Source organism: Acidimicrobiia bacterium (assembly GCA_035651955.1).
Classification (GTDB): domain Bacteria; phylum Actinomycetota; class Acidimicrobiia; order IMCC26256; family JAMXLJ01; genus JAMXLJ01.
Genome location: DASRES010000018.1, coordinates 1 through 18,685, shown reverse-complemented (window position 1 = coordinate 18,685; position 18,685 = coordinate 1). Strand labels below are relative to the sequence as shown.

General features: G+C 71.2%; 22 protein-coding genes. 11 read left to right on the top strand and 11 right to left on the bottom strand.

Annotated features, from left to right (window positions below):
* Positions 1–8: 8 nt before the first annotated feature.
* Positions 9–1,520 (bottom strand): AMP-binding protein, encoded by a 1,512-nt coding sequence (locus VFC33_05495; GenBank protein ID HZR12688.1) that lies wholly within the window; start codon positions 1,518–1,520, stop codon positions 9–11.
* Positions 1,521–1,671: 151 nt separating this feature from the next.
* On the opposite strand from VFC33_05495, the gene VFC33_05490 reads away from it, so the two are divergent.
* Positions 1,672–3,180, top strand: coding sequence for an ankyrin repeat domain-containing protein (locus VFC33_05490; GenBank protein HZR12687.1), 1,509 nt, complete (start codon positions 1,672–1,674; stop codon positions 3,178–3,180).
* 10 nt (positions 3,181–3,190) lie between these two features.
* Positions 3,191–3,577 (top strand): VOC family protein, encoded by a 387-nt coding sequence (locus VFC33_05485; GenBank protein ID HZR12686.1) that lies wholly within the window; start codon positions 3,191–3,193, stop codon positions 3,575–3,577.
* Here the strand turns inward: VFC33_05485 and VFC33_05480 are convergent.
* Positions 3,523–4,170 (bottom strand): TetR/AcrR family transcriptional regulator, encoded by a 648-nt coding sequence (locus VFC33_05480; GenBank protein ID HZR12685.1) that lies wholly within the window; start codon positions 4,168–4,170, stop codon positions 3,523–3,525. The two genes, VFC33_05485 and VFC33_05480, sit on opposite strands and share 55 nt — an antisense overlap.
* A gap of 106 nt (positions 4,171–4,276) precedes the next feature.
* Here VFC33_05480 and VFC33_05475 point away from each other — a divergent pair, with 106 nt between their 5' ends.
* Positions 4,277–5,131, top strand: coding sequence for an alpha/beta hydrolase (locus VFC33_05475; GenBank protein HZR12684.1), 855 nt, complete (start codon positions 4,277–4,279; stop codon positions 5,129–5,131).
* A 7-nt stretch (positions 5,132–5,138) separates the two neighbouring features.
* On the opposite strand, the gene VFC33_05470 is transcribed toward VFC33_05475, so the two are convergent.
* Together VFC33_05470 and VFC33_05465 are read right to left on the bottom strand one after the other, a co-directional pair.
* The gene (locus VFC33_05470; GenBank protein HZR12683.1) at positions 5,139–5,924 is read right to left on the bottom strand and encodes a Clp protease N-terminal domain-containing protein; all 786 of its coding nucleotides are present in this window, start codon (positions 5,922–5,924) and stop codon (positions 5,139–5,141) included.
* Between the two features lie 62 nt (positions 5,925–5,986).
* Complete coding sequence (locus VFC33_05465; protein HZR12682.1) at positions 5,987–7,135, bottom strand: glycoside hydrolase family 43 protein; 1,149 nt, start codon at positions 7,133–7,135, stop codon at positions 5,987–5,989.
* A gap of 155 nt (positions 7,136–7,290) precedes the next feature.
* On the opposite strand from VFC33_05465, the gene VFC33_05460 reads away from it, so the two are divergent.
* The 4 genes from VFC33_05460 (at position 7,291) to VFC33_05445 (ending at position 11,017) form a co-directional block, all read left to right on the top strand.
* The gene (locus VFC33_05460) at positions 7,291–7,683 is read left to right on the top strand and encodes a YciI family protein (protein HZR12681.1); all 393 of its coding nucleotides are present in this window, start codon (positions 7,291–7,293) and stop codon (positions 7,681–7,683) included.
* The gene (locus VFC33_05455; GenBank protein ID HZR12680.1) at positions 7,680–8,906 is read left to right on the top strand and encodes a DUF6596 domain-containing protein; all 1,227 of its coding nucleotides are present in this window, start codon (positions 7,680–7,682) and stop codon (positions 8,904–8,906) included. Before VFC33_05460 ends, VFC33_05455 begins: the two co-directional genes overlap by 4 nt.
* A gap of 90 nt (positions 8,907–8,996) precedes the next feature.
* Positions 8,997–10,058, top strand: coding sequence for a phosphotransferase family protein (locus VFC33_05450; protein HZR12679.1), 1,062 nt, complete (start codon positions 8,997–8,999; stop codon positions 10,056–10,058).
* A complete protein-coding gene (locus tag VFC33_05445; GenBank protein HZR12678.1) occupies positions 10,055–11,017 on the top strand; it encodes a hypothetical protein in 963 nt (320 codons plus the stop codon). The genes VFC33_05450 and VFC33_05445 overlap by 4 nt, the downstream gene beginning before the upstream one ends.
* On the opposite strand, the gene VFC33_05440 is transcribed toward VFC33_05445, so the two are convergent.
* The 5 genes from VFC33_05440 to VFC33_05420 all read right to left on the bottom strand — a co-directional run bounded on the left by VFC33_05440 (position 10,971) and on the right by VFC33_05420 (position 15,445).
* Complete coding sequence (locus VFC33_05440; protein ID HZR12677.1) at positions 10,971–11,555, bottom strand: TIGR03086 family metal-binding protein; 585 nt, start codon at positions 11,553–11,555, stop codon at positions 10,971–10,973. The genes VFC33_05445 and VFC33_05440 overlap by 47 nt on opposite strands.
* A gap of 94 nt (positions 11,556–11,649) precedes the next feature.
* Positions 11,650–13,860: an EAL domain-containing protein gene (locus tag VFC33_05435; GenBank protein ID HZR12676.1), complete on the bottom strand. Its 2,211-nt coding sequence runs from the start codon at positions 13,858–13,860 to the stop codon at positions 11,650–11,652.
* A gap of 71 nt (positions 13,861–13,931) precedes the next feature.
* Positions 13,932–14,597, bottom strand: coding sequence for a dihydrofolate reductase family protein (locus VFC33_05430; GenBank protein HZR12675.1), 666 nt, complete (start codon positions 14,595–14,597; stop codon positions 13,932–13,934).
* A complete protein-coding gene (locus VFC33_05425) occupies positions 14,597–15,103 on the bottom strand; it encodes an SRPBCC family protein (GenBank protein HZR12674.1) in 507 nt (168 codons plus the stop codon). Before VFC33_05425 ends, VFC33_05430 begins: the two co-directional genes overlap by 1 nt.
* 3 nt (positions 15,104–15,106) lie before the next feature.
* Positions 15,107–15,445 (bottom strand): metalloregulator ArsR/SmtB family transcription factor, encoded by a 339-nt coding sequence (locus VFC33_05420; protein HZR12673.1) that lies wholly within the window; start codon positions 15,443–15,445, stop codon positions 15,107–15,109.
* A 196-nt stretch (positions 15,446–15,641) separates the two neighbouring features.
* Here VFC33_05420 and VFC33_05415 point away from each other — a divergent pair, with 196 nt between their 5' ends.
* From VFC33_05415 to VFC33_05405, 3 genes are read left to right on the top strand one after another with little or no spacing between them, the layout of a single operon-like run.
* Complete coding sequence (locus tag VFC33_05415; GenBank protein HZR12672.1) at positions 15,642–15,884, top strand: type II toxin-antitoxin system prevent-host-death family antitoxin; 243 nt, start codon at positions 15,642–15,644, stop codon at positions 15,882–15,884.
* The gene (locus tag VFC33_05410) at positions 15,881–16,276 is read left to right on the top strand and encodes a PIN domain-containing protein (protein ID HZR12671.1); all 396 of its coding nucleotides are present in this window, start codon (positions 15,881–15,883) and stop codon (positions 16,274–16,276) included. The genes VFC33_05415 and VFC33_05410 overlap by 4 nt, the downstream gene beginning before the upstream one ends.
* A gap of 15 nt (positions 16,277–16,291) precedes the next feature.
* Entirely contained in the window at positions 16,292–16,723 is a 432-nt protein-coding gene (locus VFC33_05405; GenBank protein ID HZR12670.1) for a hypothetical protein, read from the top strand.
* Positions 16,724–16,796: 73 nt separating this feature from the next.
* Here the strand turns inward: VFC33_05405 and VFC33_05400 are convergent, their stop codons facing one another.
* A complete protein-coding gene (locus VFC33_05400; GenBank protein ID HZR12669.1) occupies positions 16,797–16,877 on the bottom strand; it encodes a hypothetical protein in 81 nt (26 codons plus the stop codon).
* A gap of 73 nt (positions 16,878–16,950) precedes the next feature.
* The gene (locus VFC33_05395; protein ID HZR12668.1) at positions 16,951–17,994 is read right to left on the bottom strand and encodes an IS110 family transposase; all 1,044 of its coding nucleotides are present in this window, start codon (positions 17,992–17,994) and stop codon (positions 16,951–16,953) included.
* A 297-nt stretch (positions 17,995–18,291) separates the two neighbouring features.
* Between VFC33_05395 and VFC33_05390 the strand changes: the two genes are divergently transcribed.
* The gene (locus tag VFC33_05390) at positions 18,292–18,630 is read left to right on the top strand and encodes a transposase (GenBank protein HZR12667.1); all 339 of its coding nucleotides are present in this window, start codon (positions 18,292–18,294) and stop codon (positions 18,628–18,630) included.
* Positions 18,631–18,685: the final 55 nt, after the last annotated feature.

Genomic DNA, 18,685 nt, shown 5'->3' with positions numbered 1-18,685 from the left:
GCCGGTTCTCAGCGCGCGGCGCGCAGCTGACGCTTGGCGATCTTGCCGAGCGCGTTCCGCGGGAGGGCGTCGACGATCTGCACGCGACGAGGGACCTTGAACGAGGCGAGGTGCTCACGGCAGTAGGCGCGCAGCTCGTCGGGATCGACGGGCTCACGCACCTCGACCATCGCCTCGATCTCCTCGCCCATGCGGTCGTCCGGGACGCCGAACACGGCACAGTCGACGACGGCGGGATGGCCGTGCAGGCACTGCTCGATCTCGGCCGGGTACACGTTCACGCCACCGCGCAGGATCATGTCGGACGCGCGGTCGGTCACGTAGAGGAATCCGTCGTCGTCGAGGTAGCCGATGTCCCCGACGGTGAACGCGTCACCGTGCCAGGCCTGGGCCGTCTTCGCGTCGTCGCCGTGGTAGCGGAACCGCGTCATGTGCGGCGAACGGATGTAGATGAGCCCCGACTCCCCGGGCCCGACGGGCTCGCCGTCGGCACCGAGGACGAGGATCTCGGTCCCGGGCCACGGGAGGCCGACGCTGCCCTCGTGCTCGCGCCAGTCCGCCGCGGAGATGCGTGTCGCGCCGCCCTCGCTGGCGCCGTAGAACTCCCACACGTCGACGTGCGGGAATGCGTCGAGCATCGCCCGCTTCACCGGCACCGGGCACGGTGCGGCCGCGTGCAGGATCAACCGCAGGCTCGACGTGTCGTGACGACGACGCTCCTCCTCGGGTACCTCCAGCACGCGGATGAAGTGCGCGGGCACCATGAACGTCGCGGTCACACGGTGCTCCTCCACGAGGCGCAACCACTCGCGCGCGTCCCAGCGCTCCATGACGACGACCGTCGCGCCGACGTGCAGCTCCGTGAACGCGTACGCGCCGGCCGCGTGGTACAGCGGGCTCGCGGCGAGCCACACGTCATCCGGCGTGAACCCCCACATCGCGGCGAGCGCGCGCGACGTTGACGGTGCGCCCGGCTTCGGCGCGTCGCGCTCGACACCTCGGGGACGCCCGGTCGTCCCGGACGTGTAGAAGAAGAACTCGGCCGTCTCGAACCCGACGCGGTCGGGTCGCGCATCGTCCGCGTTCGCGAGGGTGCGCTCGTAGTCGCGGCCGTCACCCGCGTCGCCACCGCCCACGACGACGAGCGTGCAATCCGGCGCGGCGTCGAGCGCGGGCATCACCTCGTCGAGCAGCGAGGCGTGTGCGACGAGCACCTTGGTGCCCGAGTCGGCCACGATCCACGCGACCTCGTCCCGCTTGAAGTGCCAGTTGATCGGCACGAGGACGGCCGCGATCTTCGCCGTCGCGAGCCCGATCTCGAGGATCTCGATCCCGTTGGGCAGCATGACGGCGACCCGCTCCAACGGCGCGACGCCCGCGGCCGCGAGCGCGTTCCCGAGGCGGTTCGTCCGCGCGTCGAGCTCGCCGTAGGTCTCGGAGCGGGCACCGCACACGATCGCGGGCTTGCCGGTCAGCTCCGCGCGGTCGAGCCCGCCCATGTCGACGTCCCCGGCCGGCATGACCCGGTTCTGTAACAACCGCCCCGCGCGAACGTCAAGGAGAAGCCTGGCGCGGCAAACCTGCCGCATCGTTCTGTGAATCCTGACGGCCGCAGAGCGGCCGTTGCGCTTCACAGAATGGGGCTGCAGGCACGCCGAAAGGAGGTCGGGTGTGCCGACCGTTCCCCTTCCCGAGCAGCCGTCCCTCGCCCAGCTCCGCAAGAAGGCGCGCGAGCTGCACCGAGCCGTCCGGGCCGGCGACGACGCCGCGCTCGCGCATGTCGCCGAGCACGATCCGGACGCGGACGTCGACGCCGGCTCGTTCGCGCTCAACCGCGCGCAGCTCGTCGTCGCGCGACACCACGGGTTCCCGAGCTGGGCGCGCCTCGTACGACAACTGCAGGCCGTCGAGCGGTACACGCGCGTCCCGGATGACGTCGCGCGTCGCGACGATCCCGCCGACGAGTTCCTGCGACTCGCGTGTCTGACGTACGGCGACGACGATCCCGGGCGGCGCGCCGATGCACGCGCGCTGCTGCGCGCGTCACCCGACCTGGCTCGCACGTCGATCCACGCCGCGGCTGCGACCGCCGACGCCACGCTCGTGGAGGACCTCCTGTCGCGCGATTCCTCGCTCGCGCGTCGCGAAGGCGGACCGTTCGGCTGGGAGCCGCTCCTGTACCTCACGGCTGCGCGCCACGACCCGCACGTCGGGCTCGACGCCGTCACGCGGACGGCCCGCGCGCTCCTCGCGGCAGGCGCGGATCCGAACGCGGGATACCTCTGGCATGGTCTGCCGTCGCCGTTCACCGTGCTGACGCTGACGTTCGGCGGTGGCGAGCTCGGACCCGTGCGACAACCGCACCACCCACACGCGAACGCGCTCGCGCGAGTCTTGCTCGACGCCGGCGCCGACCCGAACGACGGGCAGGCGCTCTACAACCGCATGTTCGAGCGCGACGACGACCATCTCGTGCTGCTGTTCGAGCACGGTCTCGGCACGGGTGACGGCGGTCCGTGGCGACGGCGACTCCCCGATCTCGTCGACGACCCCGGCACGCTCGTGCGCGAGCAGCTCGGCTGGGCGGTGACGCACGGGATGCACGAGCGGATCCGGTTGCTCGCCGCGCACGGCGTCGACGTCGCGTCGCCACTTCGCAACGGCCGGACGCCGGTCGAGCTCGCGGGCGCGGTCGGCGACGAGGACGTCGTCGAGCTGCTGCGCTCCCTCGGGGTCACCGCCCGTCACGTGGATCCTGTCGACGCGTGGGTCGCGGCTGCGCTCGCCGCCGACAGGGCCCGCGTGCGGGCCGTCGAGGATCGCCATCCCGGCGTCGGGTCGCGTGCGCGCGACGCGCACCCTGCGCTCGTCCTGCGCGCGGTCGTCGCAGGTCGCGCCGACGCCGTCCGCCTCCTGGTCGATGCCGGCTTCGACGTGAACGCGCGCGGTCGGGGCGACCTGCCGATCGACGAGCCGTGGGAGACCGCGCTGCACCACGCCGCCGGTGCCGGTGACGTGGCCGCCGTGCGCCTGCTGCTGTCGCTCGGCGCCGACCCGAACGCCCGTGACGCGAGATTCGACGCGACACCGCTCGGATGGGCGGAGTACTTCGACCAGACCGAGACCGCGTCGCTGCTCGACGGCGCGACCTTGCAAGGCCCCGGCGACGCGTCGCCATAGTCTCGAACGCGTGCTGCACCACCTGACGTTGTGGGTTCCCGATCTCGCGCGCGCCGAGGCGTCGTGGAGCTGGCTGCTCGGCGAGCTCGGCTACGAGCGCGACGCCTCGGTCGACGACGTCCTCGTGTTCCGGCACGCGAGCGGCTTCGCGGTCGCGCTCGAGCAGTCGTCCGACATGGTCCCCGGCATGCTGTACAGCCGCCTCCGGCCCGGCCTGAACCATCTCGCGTTCACCGTCGCACCGGGCGAGTCGCTCGACGCGCTCGTCAAGCAGGCCGCCGACCACGGCTGGACCGCGATCCCGTTCGACCGGCATCCGATCGCGTCGGGTGCGCAGGTCGCCTACCTCGAGGACCGCGACGGCTTCGAGGTCGAGCTCGTCGAGCCACCGCGCTGAGACGCGCGCCGCTTCGGACGCGACGCGAGCGCGGCGCGCGTTGCGGCGACGGCCGTCCGACCCGCGACGTCGAGCGCGTCCGTCGACTTCGACGCGCGACTGAGGACGAATGCGCCTTCGAGCAGCATGATCACGCTCACCGCGAGATCGCGCGCGGTCGCGTTCTCGACGCCCGCCGCGGCGAAGCGCGCCGTCCCTGCGTCCACCCACCGGTCGAAGACGCGCGCGGTCGCCTCGCGCAGCGTGTCGTTCGTGCTCGCGACCTCGAGCGCGACGGTCGCGATCGGGCACGCGTCCGCGTAGTCGGTCGTGCGCAGGCGTTCGGCTGCGGCGGCGAAGCAGTCGGCGACGCCGGTCACGATGTCGGGCGCGGCGTCGAACACGCTCTCGACGAGCGCCTGGTACATCGCACCGGAGCGCTCGATCGTCTCTGCGGCGAGCTGCTCCTTGCCACCAGGGAAGAAGTGATAGAGCGACGAGAAGGGCGCCCCGGCCAGCCCGAGGATCTGCTTGATCCCCGTCCCCGTCATCCCCTGGCGCTGAAACAGCTCGTTGCTCGCCTCGAGGATCCGCTCCCGCGTGCCGCTCGTCACCCGACCTCCTCCCGGATTGCCTGCGCCGGACAGGCTAGCTAGGTTCGCGTCTGGATCGATCTATCCAGTCGGCGAGCCACCCAACCGACAAGCGGGAGGTCGGAACATGCGCTGCGTGGACGTGACCGCGGGGACCGTCGAGTACGAGGACACGGGGGGCGACGGACCGGTCCTGGTCTTTGCGCACGGCCTACTGATGGACGGGCGCGAGTGGCGCGACGTCGTTGCCGATCTCCGCCGCGACCACCGCTGCGTGCTCCCGACGCTGCCGCTCGGCGCGCACCGGCGGCCCATGCGTCCCGACGCGGACCTCTCGCTGCGCGGGCTCGGCCGTCTCCTCACCGAGGTCGTCGAGCGGCTCGACCTCCACGACGTGACGCTGTGCTTCAACGACTGGGGTGGCGCGCAGGTGATGATCGACGACGGCCTCACCGACCGTGTGGGCGGCGTCGTCCTCACGTCGTGCGAGGCGTTCGACAACTATCCGCCGGGCATCCCCGGCCGGCTCGCCGCGCTGTCTGCGAGGACGCCGGGCGCGCTCGTGATGATGCGGCGCGCCATGCTCGTCCGAGCGTTGCGGAACCTGCCCATCACGTTCGGGGCGATGTCGAAGCGCGGGATCCCCGACGACCTGATGCGCGAGTGGCTCGAGCCGTTGCGCGACCGCGGCGTGCGTCGCGACTTCCGCAAGTACGCGGGCGACGTGAAGCGCGGCCGGCGGGACTTTGTCGCCGCGATCGACGCCTTGGCGTCGTTCGAGCGTCCCGTCCTCGTCGCGTGGGCGAGCGAGGACCGCCTCATGCCCGTCGAGCACGGTCGGCGGCTCGCCGCGACGTTTCCGCACGCGACGCTCGTCGAGATCCCCGACAGCTACACGCTGGTCCCGATCGATCAGCCGAGCGCGCTCGCGTCGGCGATCCGGGAGTTCGTCGCCAAGCGGATGGTCGAGCCGTCGCGCTGAACCGGCGTCATGCTCCGGTCTCGGACGGCTTGGTCTTCGCGGCCGCGATCGACCGGAGGTGCTCGCGCAACCACGTCTCCGCCGCGTCGTACGTCACGCCGAGACGAGCGAGCATCTCCGCCGCGTCGTCACCGTCGGCACGAAGGACGCCGAGCAGGATGTGCTCGGTGCCGATGTAGTTGTGGCCGAGGCGGAGCGCCTCGCGCACGGACAGCTCGAGCGTCTTCTTCGCGCTGCGCGAGAAGCGGGCGCGGCCGCGCCGGCGTCCGCGACCGGCGTCCTGTGCGCGCCCGACGAGCGCGAGCGCCGCGCCGCGCACCTGGTCGAGCGGGACGTCGAGGGCGACGATCGCCCGCGCGGCGAGGCCGTCGGGCTCGGAGAGCAGGCCGAGCACCATGTGGCCGTTCGTCACCTCGTCGTGCCCGAGCGCCTGCGCCTCGAGCTTCGCCTCCTTCACGGCGTTGCGCGCTCGAGGCGTGAAGCGACCGAACCGGCCGGCCTTCGTCATCGGCATGTCGAGCAGACCGACGTCGAGGTCGTCGTCGTCCCGCGGGACGAACCGCTTCTGCGCGGCCTGCTTGGTCACACCCATGTGCTCGCCGATCTCGGTCCACGACGCGCCCGAGCGGCGCGCCTGGTCGACGAAGTGGCCGATGAGGTGATCGGCGAGCTCGCCGAGGTGGGCCGACGTGTCGACGGCGTCGGACAGGTGGTCGAGGGCGTCACCGTCCGGGTTCTGCTCGATGACGTGCTCGATGAGATCGCCGAGGCGGACGGGCTGCTGTGCTTCCATGGCCGGCAACCCTAGGTTGACCGTGCGGGATTGTCAACAAGAAGTTGACGACCGCCCAGCATTCAACCAGACGTTGACGACGCCGCGGGCGGGCCGGTCGTGAAGCCGAGCGGGCGGATGTGGAGCTGGCGGCCGGGCGGGTCCTGGTCCACGGAGCTCGGTAGCCATGCGTGGTAGGCGACGAGCAAGTGCCCGCCGGTGTCGGTGAGCACCGTCTCGCCACCGGGCCCCGCTTCGGTCCCGCCCGTCGACGACGTCGACAGCCACGGGTTCGTCGCGCTCGAGCCGCGGGTGCAGCGGGTCGTGGGCATCGACGTCCCGCACGTCGCGTACCCGACCGCGTACCCGGAGGTCTTGTAGTCGCCGCCGGAGTAGAGGAGCAGGTACGTGCCGCTCGGGTCGATCACCATCCCGGGACCCTCGATGACCGGCGTCTCCCACGCCTGCGCGCCGACGTCGTTCGACAAGAGCTCGACGGGCGCGCGGCCGGACGCGAACGTGAGGCCGTCCGTGCTCAGCCGCTGCACGTCGATGCCGACGTGGACCCCACCGGACGCGGCCGCCTCGCGGTACGCGGTGTTGCTGCGGGTCATCGCGGCCGCGAGCGACGGCGAGAGCGCGGGCGACGACGTCGGCGCCGAGTCCTGCCGCCACAGCAGGTACGGCGTCCCGTTCGTGTCACGGAAGAACGCCGGGTCCAAGGACCAGTAGGACGTGCCGGTGCACGCGAGCGGGGTCGCGGAGCTGTCGACGTACGGCCCCTGCGGCGTCGTGGACGTCGCGACACCGATGCACTGCTGCGTCGTCCCGCGGTGCTGCGCCGTGTAGTACATGACGAACGAGCTCGGGCCGAGCTGCACGACCGCGGGCGCCCACGTCGTCTTCGTCGTCTCCTGCGCGGGGTTCGCGTCGTTCGCCCACGAGCCGACGTGGGGGAGCGCGTTGCAGTCGGACGTCCAGTGCTGCAGGTCCGTGGACTGGATGACGGGCACCTGCGCGAACCCGCACCCGGTTCCCATGTCGGCATTCGTCGAGAAGCCGTAGTAGGTCGAGCCGACGAGCACGATCGACGGGTCGGGGAAGTCGTGCGCGTACGCGAGCGTGGAGCTCCAACCCGACGGTGTGGTCCCGACCGGGACGCACGCGGCCAGCGCGACGGCGAGGGCGGCGACGACGACCGCGGTGGTCCGGGCTCGTACGTGTGACGACATCGCCTGCCCTCCCGCCCCCACGGTCCCGAGCCGGACCGCGATTCGACCACACCGGCCCCGGAACCTTCACGCGCCGGATGTCGAGAACGGGTTGCCGGCTCCGTCTCCTCGACGAGCGCGCCACGATGGGCGGGCCGGAACCCGAGGGAGTCGTGATGACGAAGTTCATGTTGCTGCAGAACTACGAGCCCGCCGAGGGCTGCGACGTGATGATCGGCGAGTGGCCGCCCGAGGACGTCGCCGCGCACATCCAGTTCCAGCGGGACCTCAACGACGAGCTGGTGGAGCGTGGGGAGTTCGTCGACGCCCAGGCGCTCGCCGCGCCCGAGCTCGCCAAGTTCGTCGTCTCGGACGGTGTCAGCGCGCCGGTGGTGACCGACGGGCCGTTCCCGGAGTCGAAGGAGCTGCTGGCCGGCTACCGGATGATCGACGTCGACTCCGTCGAGCGGGCGATCGAGATCGCGGCGAAGGCGTCGACCGCGCCCGGGCCCGGCGGCAAGCCGACCAGGACGCGCATCGAGGTCCGCGAGGTGATGGGCGAGCCGTGAGCCACGCCGCGGACGCCAACGTGGAGGACCTGCTGCGCGGACTCGCGCCGCAGGTCCTCGGCGTGCTCGTCCGGCGTACCGGTGACTTCGCCGCGGCCGAGGACGCGACGCAGGAGGCACTCGTCGCGGCGGCGTCGCACTGGCCGCGTGACGGTGTGCCGGGCAACCCGCGTGCCTGGCTCGTGCAGACCGCGACCCGCCGGCTGATCGACGAGGCGCGGAGCGCGAGCGCACGCCGGCGTCGCGAGGACGCCGTCGTCGCGCGCGACGTCGTCGACGCCGATGTGCCGGGCCGCGACGACACCTTGACGTTGCTCTTCATGTGCTGCCACCCGTCGCTGACGCCGGGGTCCGCGATCCCGCTGACGCTGCGCGCCGTCGGCGGCTTGACGACCGCCGAGATCGCGCACGCGTTCCTCGTGCCCGAGGCGACGATGGCCCAGCGCATCAGCCGGGCGAAGCAGCGCGTGAAGGCCGGGGGCGCGCGCTTCACGATGCCCACACCCGAGGAGCTCCCGTCGCGCCTGCGCTCCGTCCTGCACGTGCTCTACCTGATGTTCAACGAGGGTTCGACGAGCAGCGTGGGCGCGTCCTTGCAACGCGTCGAGCTCTCCGACGAGGCGATCCGTCTCACGCGCGCGGTGCACGAGCAGCTGCCCGACGACGGCGAGGTCGCCGGGCTGCTCGCGCTCATGCTGCTGACCGACGCCCGCCGGGCCGCGCGCACCGGGCCGTCGGGAGAGCTCGTCCCGCTCGACGAGCAGGACCGCTCACTGTGGGACCACGCCGCGATCCACGAAGGCGTCGCGCTCGCCGTCTCGGCGATGTCGCACGGCGCGATCGGCGAGTACCAGCTCCAGGCCGCGATCGCCGCGCTGCACGACGAGGCGCCCTCGGTCGCCGAGACCGACTGGCCCCAGATCGCGGCGCTGTACACGTTGCTCGAGCGGATGTCGCACAACCCGATGGTCACCCTGAACCGCGCGATCGCCGTCGCGATGTGCGAGGGACCGGCCGCGGGTCTGCGGATGCTCGACGCGCTCGACGAGCCGCTCGGCGACCACTACCGCCTCGACGCCGTCCGTGGCCACCTGCACGAGATCGCCGGCGACGTCGACACCGCGCTCGCTCACTACGACCGTGCTGCACGCCGCACGACGAGCATCCCGGAGCAGCGCTATCTCACGACGAAGGCGGCGCGCCTTCGCTCGGCCTGGTCGTGACATCGTCATTCAGGCCTCACTGAAGCGTGAGTCGGTCCACGGCCGACTCTTGCTTCGCCGAAGCGTCGCCGCGGCTAGAACGTGCGGCGCATGACGGATCGCGCCCTCCCGCTCGACGCGCTCGGCGCATGGTTGGCGCCGCGGCTGGGTGCCGCGCAGGTCGACGTGACGACCGACGGCGCGCCGAGCAGCGGCTTCTCCGCTGAGACGGTCTTGCTCACCGCGCGCACCTCGGGCGGCGACGCGCACCGCCTCGTGCTCCGGCGGGAGACGCCCGATCCCGCGGTGTACCCGGCGCAGGTCCCCGGTCTCGACGTCGAGGTCGAGATCCAGTACCGCGCGATGGCGGCGATGACCCGCGCGTCGGACATCCCGCTGGCGCCGCTGGTCGGGTACGAGGCCGACCCGACGGTGCTCGGTGCACCGTTCTTCGTGATGCGCTTCGTGGACGGCGACGTCCCGATCGAGAGCCCGCCGTACACGCAGGCGGGGTTCTTCGCGGACGCGACACCGGCACAGCGCGCGCGGTTGCTCCGGGGCGGGCTGGACGTGCTCGCGCGCGTGCACGCGGTCGACTGGCGCGCGGCGGGCCTCGAGTGGCTCGTCCCGCCCGGTGAGGAACCGACGGCGCGCCGGCAGCTGCGCATCTGGGAGGAGTACGCGTACCGCGAGCTCGACGGACGTACGCATCCCGGGATCGATCGCGCGTGCGCGTGGTTGCACGACCATCTGCCCGTCGGCAGCGCGCCGTGCGTGTGCTGGGGCGATCCCCGGCCCGGCAACGTCATCTGGCGCGACTTCGAGCCCGCGTGCGTCACCGACTGGGAGGCGGTCGCGATCGCGCCTCCCGAGGTCGACCTCGGCTGGTGGCTGCTCTTCGACCGCACGATGCACGAGGTCGTCGGGATGGGCCGGGCCGACGGCGATCCGTCACGCGAGGAGCAGCGCGCGATGTACGAAGAGGCGTCGGGGCGCGACGTCGGCGAGATGGCGCCGTTCGAGGTGCTCGCGGGGATGCGCTACGCGGCGATCGTCGTGCGCGTGATGAACCGACTCGTCGCGCGCGGCGACCTTCCGGAGGGCCAGACGATCTGGCTGGAGAACCCGGCCGCCGTCGCGCTCGAGCAGGTGCTGGACGAGGTGGGTGCATGAGGTCTCATCCGGACGACGAGTTCCACCCGCCCGCGTCGGACGATCCGTACTGGACGGAGACGTGCTGGTTCACGTTCACCGTTCCCGAGCGGCGCCTGTCCGGGCAGCTCTATCCGTTCTTCCGTCCGAACCAGCACGTGACGGCGGCGGCCGCGTACCTCTGGGACGACACCGCGGCCGACACGTGGAGCTGCCTGTACGGCAAGAGCTTCTGGCACCTGCCGCTGCCCGAGGAGCCGTTGTCCGACATCGCGCTCCCGAACGGCATCCGGTACCGGTGCGTCGAGCCGCAACAGCGTTACGAGCTCGCCTACGACGATCCCGACGCCGACGAGCTCCACGTGTCGTTGACGTTCGACGCGGTGGCCGCGCCCAACCGTCTCGGCGAGTCGCATCTCGACCAGCCCGGTCGCTACACGGGCACGATCGTGCTGCGCGGCGAGCGCGTCGAGGTCGACGCCTTCGGCTTCCGCGACCGCTCGTGGGGACCGCGCTCGCAGTTCGGCGTCGGTCTGACCGGGTCCGGTGCGTTGCGCGGCGGCTACAGCTACGCGACGGCGTCGGCGCGCGACGCGTTCCACGCGATCACCATGGACCTCAGCGGAGGCGTCGACGGCGACTGCATCGCGATCCACGGGTACCTGTTACGCGACGGCGAGTGGTCCAAGCTGAAGTCGGGCACGCGCGACGTCGTCGAGCGCGACGCCGACGGGATGCCGCGTGTCGTGCGCGTCGCCGGTGAGGACGAACGCGGCCGTACGTTCGAGGCCGAGGGCCGCACGCTGAACCGTCTCCGGCTGTTCCTCAATCCCAATCTGTTCACGGTCAACTGCCTGACCGAGTGGCACTTCGACGGCATCACCGCGTACGGCGAGGACCACGACAACTGGAGCGCGGTCGGCATCCGCCGGTTCATGCACGCGCGCGCCACGCCGGGTCCCGGCCGGTCGCGGCGATGAGGCGCTCCAGCGGGGGTGCGTCACCGGCGGCCGGCTGCGGCGGCCCGAACAGGCCGGGAGTGCCGTTCGGGTTCTGCTCGACCTGCGGCTGCACGAAGCCGAGCGCGGCGTCGACGAGCGCGTCCTCGACCGCATAGCGCTGCCCGGTCGCGACCGCGAGGTCCCAGCCGTGCACGATCACCTCGTCGATCGCGACGTACGCCGCGATCTGCGCCGGCATCTCGATCGGCCCCGCGTAGGTCGTGCCGGTCCACGCGTCGTCGTCCCGCCAGGCGTCGGCGAGCGCGGCGAGGCGTTCGGGGATGCGGGTCCGCCAGTCCGGCGTGAGGTTCGACGCGTCGGGCGTCGGCGGGGGACCGCCACCCGGCGCGACGGTCTTGTTTGCCGCCTCGGTGAACGCGAACGACAGCCCGTCGACATGGTCGAGCAAGGTGGCCACCGACGTGTCCGCGCACGGTGTCGGCGAGGTGAGCTGGTCGTCGCGCACGCCCGCGACGATCGCCGTCAGCGCGCGTGTCGCAGGCCCGAGGTCGATCATGGGATTCCTCCGTGTCGAGACGGTCACGCGTTCGACGATCGGCGTCCACGAGAATCATCGCGGGCGATCGGCGAGAACGCCGGGCCCACCGGCGTCAGGCGCCGATCTGCTGGGCGGTGATCAACGTCGCGTCCACCAGACGCGTGGCCGCGGCGGCGTCGACGGGCGGCGAGAAGTAGAAGCCCTGCACGAGGTCGCAGCCGAGCGCCTCCAGCGCCGCGAGCTGGGCCGCGTCCTCGACACCTTCCGCGACGGGCTGCAGTCCGAGGGTGCGCGCGAGCGTGACGATCGCGCGGACGAGCCCGGCCGACTCGTGGTCCGTCGCGATCGCGTCGACGAACGTCTTGTCGATCTTCACCGTGTCGATCGGCAGCGTGCGGAGATAGCCGAGCGACGAGTACCCGGTGCCGAAGTCGTCGATCGCCAGGCGCACGCCGAGCGACTTGAGCTCGTGGAGACGCTCGATCGCGCCGGCCGGCTCGTCGAGCAGGACCGACTCGGTGATCTCGAGTGTCAGACGCGTCGGGTCGATCTCGTTGCTCGCCGCGATCGCGGCCACCTGCGTGACGAGGTCGGGGTCGCGCAGCTGCTGCGCCGAGAGGTTCACCGCGACGCCGAGCGGATCGTCGCCGCGGGAGCGGTTCCACTCGCGAGCCTGCCGGCACGCGTGCACGAGGACGGCTCGCCCGATCGCGACGATCAACCCGGTGTCCTCGGCGAGCGGGACGAAGTCGCCCGGAGCGAGCAGGCCCCGTCGGGGATGGTTCCAGCGCACGAGCGCCTCGAAGCCGACAGTCCGCTGTGCCGGCACGAGCGTGATCGGCTGGTAGTGCACGACGAACTCGTTCGCGGTGATCGCGCGCCGGAGGTCGGCCTCGAGCTCGAGCCGCGTGACCGCGGCGAGGTGCATCTCCGACTCGAAGCGACGGATGCACCCCTTGCCGGCGGCCTTGGCGACGTACATCGCCATGTCGGCGTTGCGCAGCAGCTCCTCCGCGCCGTCGCCCGGTTGGTTGGTGGCGAGGCCGACGCTGGCGCCCAGCTCGAGCGAACGACCGTCGAGCACGAACGGCGCGCGCAGCGCGTCGACCACTCGTTCGAGCCGCTCCTCGAACGTGCCCGCCCCGTCGCGTTGCTCGAGGACGACGACGAACTCGTCACCGCCGAGACGTACTGGGAGGTCACCGGGCCCCAGCGTGTCGTGGAGCCGCCGGGCGACGATGACGAGGATCTCGTCACCGATCGTGTGACCGAGGCTGTCGTTGACCGTCTTGAAGCCGTCGAGGTCGATCATCGCGACCGCGATCGAGTCGGCGCGGCTGTCCCGTCGCGTGAGGGCGTCCTCGACGCGTTCGTTGAACAGGGCGCGGTTCGGCAGGCCGGTCAACGCGTCGTGGAACGCCTGGTGGCGGAGCCGGTCCTCGAGCCGCTTCCGTTCGGTGACGTCCTGGACGGTGACGACGACCGCGTCGTGTCCGTCGAACTGCAGCGCGTGCGAGGTGACCTCGACCTCGATGCGGGTGCCGTTCGCGACGAGATGACGGGCCGACGTGCTCCGGCGTCTGTCGGTGGACGTCGACGACGGTGACGCGTCGTCGCGTTCGGTCGCGGTCGCGTCGTGTGTCGCACCGATCTCGGCGATCGCCATCGCGAGGAACTCGTCGCGTGTGTAGCCGTAGCGATCGGTCGCGGCCCGGTTGACCTCGAGGAACCGCAGCGTCGCGCGGTCGTAGACCCACATCGGTTGCGGGTTCTCCGCGAAGAGCGTGCGCATGCTCTGCTCGCGCGCCGCGAGTGCCGATTGCGCGCGCTCGAGCCGCGTCGCGACCCATGCGACGACCTCACCCGTGAGCACCCAGCCGGGCAGTGCGTACGCGAGCGACCCGGCCGCGACCGCGCTCAGGTGACCGTGACCGGCGAGCGCTCCGAGGTACGCGGCCGCCGCGAGGGGACCGAAGCGCAGCGACGTGCCCTGCGGGTGGCACAGCCCGATCCATGCGAACGAGACGAAGAAGAACACCGCCGCCCGGTAGCTGTCGGCGGCGTAGTAGTCGTGCAGGCCGATCAGCGCGAACGCGGGCGGGAGGAGCCACAACGTCGCGCGCAGCGGCCATCGCGGCCACGGGAGCAGCCAGATGACGGCCCCGGCCGCGATCGCGGTGACCGCCACGGCGAGCAGCCCGGTGCGGTTCGTCGCCGGGGCGGCGGGGAGCGCGACGGCACCGACGCCGACCAGCGCCCCGCACAGCACGAAGAGCGCGGCGGCCAGCCGAGCGGCCGCGCTCGGCGTGATCCCGCTGCTCATGACTCTTCATCGGGTCGCTCACGGGCGACCTGAAGAGTGGGCCGGCCTCCCCGGCCCCGGTGCGGCCCGGCTCAGCGCGTCGCCGGCTCGGCGGGGGAGCGCAGCGATCGAGACCGTGACCGCTCGCGGACGGCGTAGGTCAGGTGCGTCACCCGCGGCGTCGGCTCGGCGCGGATCGGCTCCAGGGCGACGCGGCCGGCGTCGACGCCCTCGAACAGGCGGATGCCGGAGCCGAACAGCACGGGTGAGAGCGCGATCGAGAGCTCGTCGATCAGGCCGGCGTTGACGTACTGCAGGATCGTCGCGCCGCCGCCCGCGATGCGGACGTCTCGCTCGCCGGCGGCCTTGCGGGCGTGCGCGAGCGCGGACTCGATGCCGTCGTTGACGAAGTGGAACGTCGTCCCACCCGGCCGCTCCCACGGGTCACGCTTCGCGTGCGTCACGACGTAGACCGGCGTGTGGAACGGGGCATCCTCCGGCCACGCGTGCTCTCCCGCGTCGAACATGCGCTTGCCCATCACGCTTGCGCCGGTGCGCTCGAACGTCTCGCGCGCGATGTCGTTGTCGCGCCCTTCCTCGCCACCCTCGCCGAGCTTCAGGTTCTCCCGGAAGAACCGCTGCGCGAACAACCACCGCTGCAGCTCCATCCACTGCTGCCCCATCAGCTCCTCGGGAGAGTCGGGCGCGATGAACCCGTCCAGCGACATCGACACGCTGAAGAACACCTTGCCGGCCATCAGTGCTCACGTCCCTTCGGAACGAGCTCGGTGACGTAGGCAGCCAGGTTGCTCAGCGTCTGCTGGCCGCCCTCGATCGCGTGGTACTTCTCGACGGCCTCGTTGCGCAGCTCCTTGGTCGGGAACACCGTGCGCATCTCGATCCGGGTGGCCGCGCCGTCGGGCTCGAACGTGAGGACCGACTCGAACGCGTTCGGGTCGCCGCGGTGCTCACCGTGCAGGAGTGTGATCCGCTCGGGCGCGGTGATCTCGGTCCAGGAGATCCACTCCTGGTAGTCCGTCCCGTCCGGTCCGTGCATCACGAAGTCCCACTCGCCACCGACGCGGAACTCGAAGGCCCGCGTCGTGGTGGTGAACCCCTCCGGTCCCCACCATCGCGACAGGTGCCGGACTTCGGTGAACGCCTCGAACACGAGCTCGCGTCCGGCGTCGATCACCCGGGAGATCACGATCTCGCGGTCAGCGGTTGCCGACTGCGCCGACGCGTCCGGTCCTGTTCCAGCCATGTGTCAGTCCCGCCTTGTCTGCTCGAGGTCGTGCACGTACGCGTCGAGCCGGTCGAAGGTCTCGTTCCAAAACCGCTCGAACCCGCCGGTCCACTCGTGGACCGGTCGCAGGCCGCGGGCGTCGAGGCCGTAGATGCGCTGCTTGCCCACCTTCCGGTCGCGCACCAGCCCGACCTCGCGGAGCACCCGCAGGTGCTTGGACGCGCCCGGCTGGGCCATCCCGAGCTCCTTGGCCACCTCGGTGACCGGCCGCTCACCGGCCCGCAGCAGCGCCAGGATGTCCCGACGCTGCGGCTCGGCGATCGCGTTGAACACGTCCGACGTCGTCGCTGCCCGTGCCACCGCGCCATCATATGCCGATATCGGTATGCGTCAAGCCGGGGGGCGGGTCTCCCGGGAGGGTGTGGACGCTCGCCTGACCCGAACAAGGGCGACGTCCTTCTCGCTGGCATCGCGGGACTGTCGCGGATCATGTGTGTCGTCGACGCCGCGCTGCTTCGGCGGCGGCCGCCAGCCCGCAATCTGATGGTCCGATCCAATGCCTGACGTGTCCGCCACGGAGGCGGCCCGCAACTTCGCGGACCTCCTCGACGCGGTCGAGCATCGCGGCGAGCGCTTCACCATCGTTCGACGTGGTCGAGCCGTGGCTCACCTCGAACCGATGACCGCGGGTGCCGGCCGGGACGTGAAAGCGCTCCGTCGCGAGCACGTCCCGGATGCGAAGTGGCGTTCGGACCTCGAGGAGCTCCGAGCACTCCTCGAGCGCGAGGCCCGCGGGTGACGCGCCTGCTCCTCGACACGACCTTCCTGATCGACCGCGAACGCGGCGACCCCGGGATCGACGACCTGATCGAAGACGACGACGACGTCGCCGTTGCGGCCATCACCATCGCTGAGCTTCGCGTCGGCGCCCTCCTCGCGGATGGGCCACACCGTGCCGCGCGCGCCGCGCTGGTCGATCACGTCGTGGCCGAGATCCCGGTCCTCCCCTGCGGCATCGAAACGGCCGAAGCGCACGCCGAGCTCCTCGCGGCAGTCCGAGCGCAAGGTCGGCCCCGAGGTGCGCACGACCTGATGATCGCCGCAACCGCGCGAGCGGCGGGAAGAACGGTCGTCACTGCCGGCGCGTCCGCGTTCATCGACCTCGCAGGCGTCGCCGTTCGCTCCCACTGACCTCGTGCGCCCTCGATGGCCTTCGTGCTGATCGACCAGTACGCGGTGCTGGCCGCGATCGGGTTCACGCTGTTCGGGATCGGCCTCGGGTTCTACGCCACGCCCTCGACCGACGCGGCGATGTCCAGCGTCCCGACCGAAGAGGCCCGTTCCGCGGCCGGGCTCTACAAGATGGTCTCCTCGCTGGGGTCGGCGTTCGGCGTCGCCATCTCCGAGGCGATCTACCCGGCCGGCGCGCACGTGCCGGCGCACCTTGTGCCCCACATCTTCTGCGGTCGCCAGGACAACATCTCGATGTGCTTCGGCGGTGGTCTCGCACTGCTCTTCAACGTGTTCATCTGCGTGATCGCGCTCATCTCGATCATGGTCGGCGTCCCCACGACCCAACCCGAGCCCGAGCGCTGTGCGCGGCCCGAGATTCACGCCCGCCCGAGGCTGGGCAGCTGATCGCCGGCGAGCTCGGCGGCAGCAGGTTGGCGATCATGTTGACCGTGATGGCGAGAATCACCGCACCGAACGGCTACGCCACGAGCGCGTGGCCCAGGACTGCGCGCCGGATCAGATTCGTTTGGATGTCGGTGTCGGAGACTTGAAATGTCATGCCGACGGTGAACGCCACGTATGAACCGCCCTGGGTTCCTTGGAGGCTCCTGACCTTGGAAGCGAGGACGCTCCTATTGGCTGTCAAGTCCTGATTCGAGGGTGCGGTACAGCTGGCGGGCGATGTAGCGCTTGAGGCAGCGGCGGATCTCACGGTCGGTCTTGCCCTCGGCGCGTCGCCGTTCGAAGTAGGCCTTGGTTGCGGGGTCGTGCCGTTGGCGTTGGATCGCGATGATGTGCAGCGCGCAGTTGAGGTGACGGTCGCCGCGCCGGTTGAGTCGGTGGCGGGTCGTCATCCCGGAAGACGCGGGCAGCGGTGCGGCCCCGGCGAGCATCGCGAACGCGCCGTCGTTGTGGACGCGTCCCTGATGTGACCAGACAACGAGTGCGGTGGCGGCGACGACGGGACCGACGCCGACGAGCTCGAGGATGTCGGGACGCCATGCTTTGACGAGTTCTTCGATGCGGCGCTGGTGTGCGTCGGCCTCAGCGCGCAGGTCGCGGATCCGACGAGCGAGGCCACGCATGGCTTCGGCGGTGGCGGTGATCGATGCATCGCCGGTCGGGCGCCAACGAGTGCAGGTGTCGACGATCTGGGTGGTGGTCTTGCCGCGGAGGCGCTCGGCGAGCTGTTCGGTGCAGGTGACGGCGAGCGAGACGAGCTGCCGTTCGGTGTCGCCGGTCATCTCAACCGCCGAGCGTCGTGCGACGAGCAGGGCAGCTAGGGCGTCGCGATCGCCGGCGTTGCGGGGCGTGGCCAGGTCGTTGCGGCCGAGGGCTTCGCGGGCGACGCGCAGGGCGTCGAGGTCGTCGGTCTTCTTGCCCATGCGGCGTGCTGGCCGGGCCGGACTGTCGATCTCGCGGACGTCTTCACCGACGGCTTGGAGCCACGTGGCCAGCCCGCGACCCCAGCTGCCGCATCCCTCAATGACCCAGCAGCGGGTGCCGGCGTGCTGTTGCGCGCTGCGGAGCAGCGCGGCGAAGCCGTCGGGATCGGCGCTGCTGGTGCGACTGTCGTGGTGCTTGCCGGTGTCGGCCGCGACGAACGCGGCGGTGTGGGTGTGCTTGTGCGGGTCGACACCGATGACGATGTCGACGCTGTCCGCGAGGATGGTCATGACGCTGCTCTCCTTGATCGGGTGGCGTTGCGGGTCCGGTCGATCTCGGGGCTGCAACAGATCTGTGATGGGACACGCCCTCGCAGTCGAGATGCGGAGGGCGGTCAAGCTCCTGATCAGGTCAACGTGCTCCCGGGACCGGCCGGGTCCGGTGCGCGTCGTCGACAAGTCCTATTGGAGGCACGAAGCCAATGGAGTCACGGGTCAGACGACGCCACACCAGTCCCAACCGAACCACGACCGTTCAGGCCGCGGGGTGACCATCACAGCCGCGGGGTGACCATCACAGATGGAGTCATGGCAGGCACTGGAGTGCGGCGGAAGCCGCAGAAGTACCCGGAGGAGCTGCGCGAACGCGCGGTGCGGATGGTGTTCGAGGTCCGGGAGCGGACGGGCGAGAAGCATGGCGTGATCTGGCGCGTGGCGCGTGAGCTGGGCATCGGGACCGAGTCGTTGCGCGGGTGGGTGCGCCAGGCGGAGATCGACACGGGTCGCCGTGCCGGGACCTCGACCGCGGATGCGGAGCGGATCGCGGCGTTGGAGAAGGAGGTCCGTGAGCTGCGCCGCGCGAACGACATCCTCAGGTCCGCGCGGCCCGGGTCACGAGCTCGTTGCTCCTGGGCGTCCCGCTCCTGACGACCGCCGTCCCGCGCGCCGCGGCGGCGACGTCGCCACCGGCCGCCGCGACGCT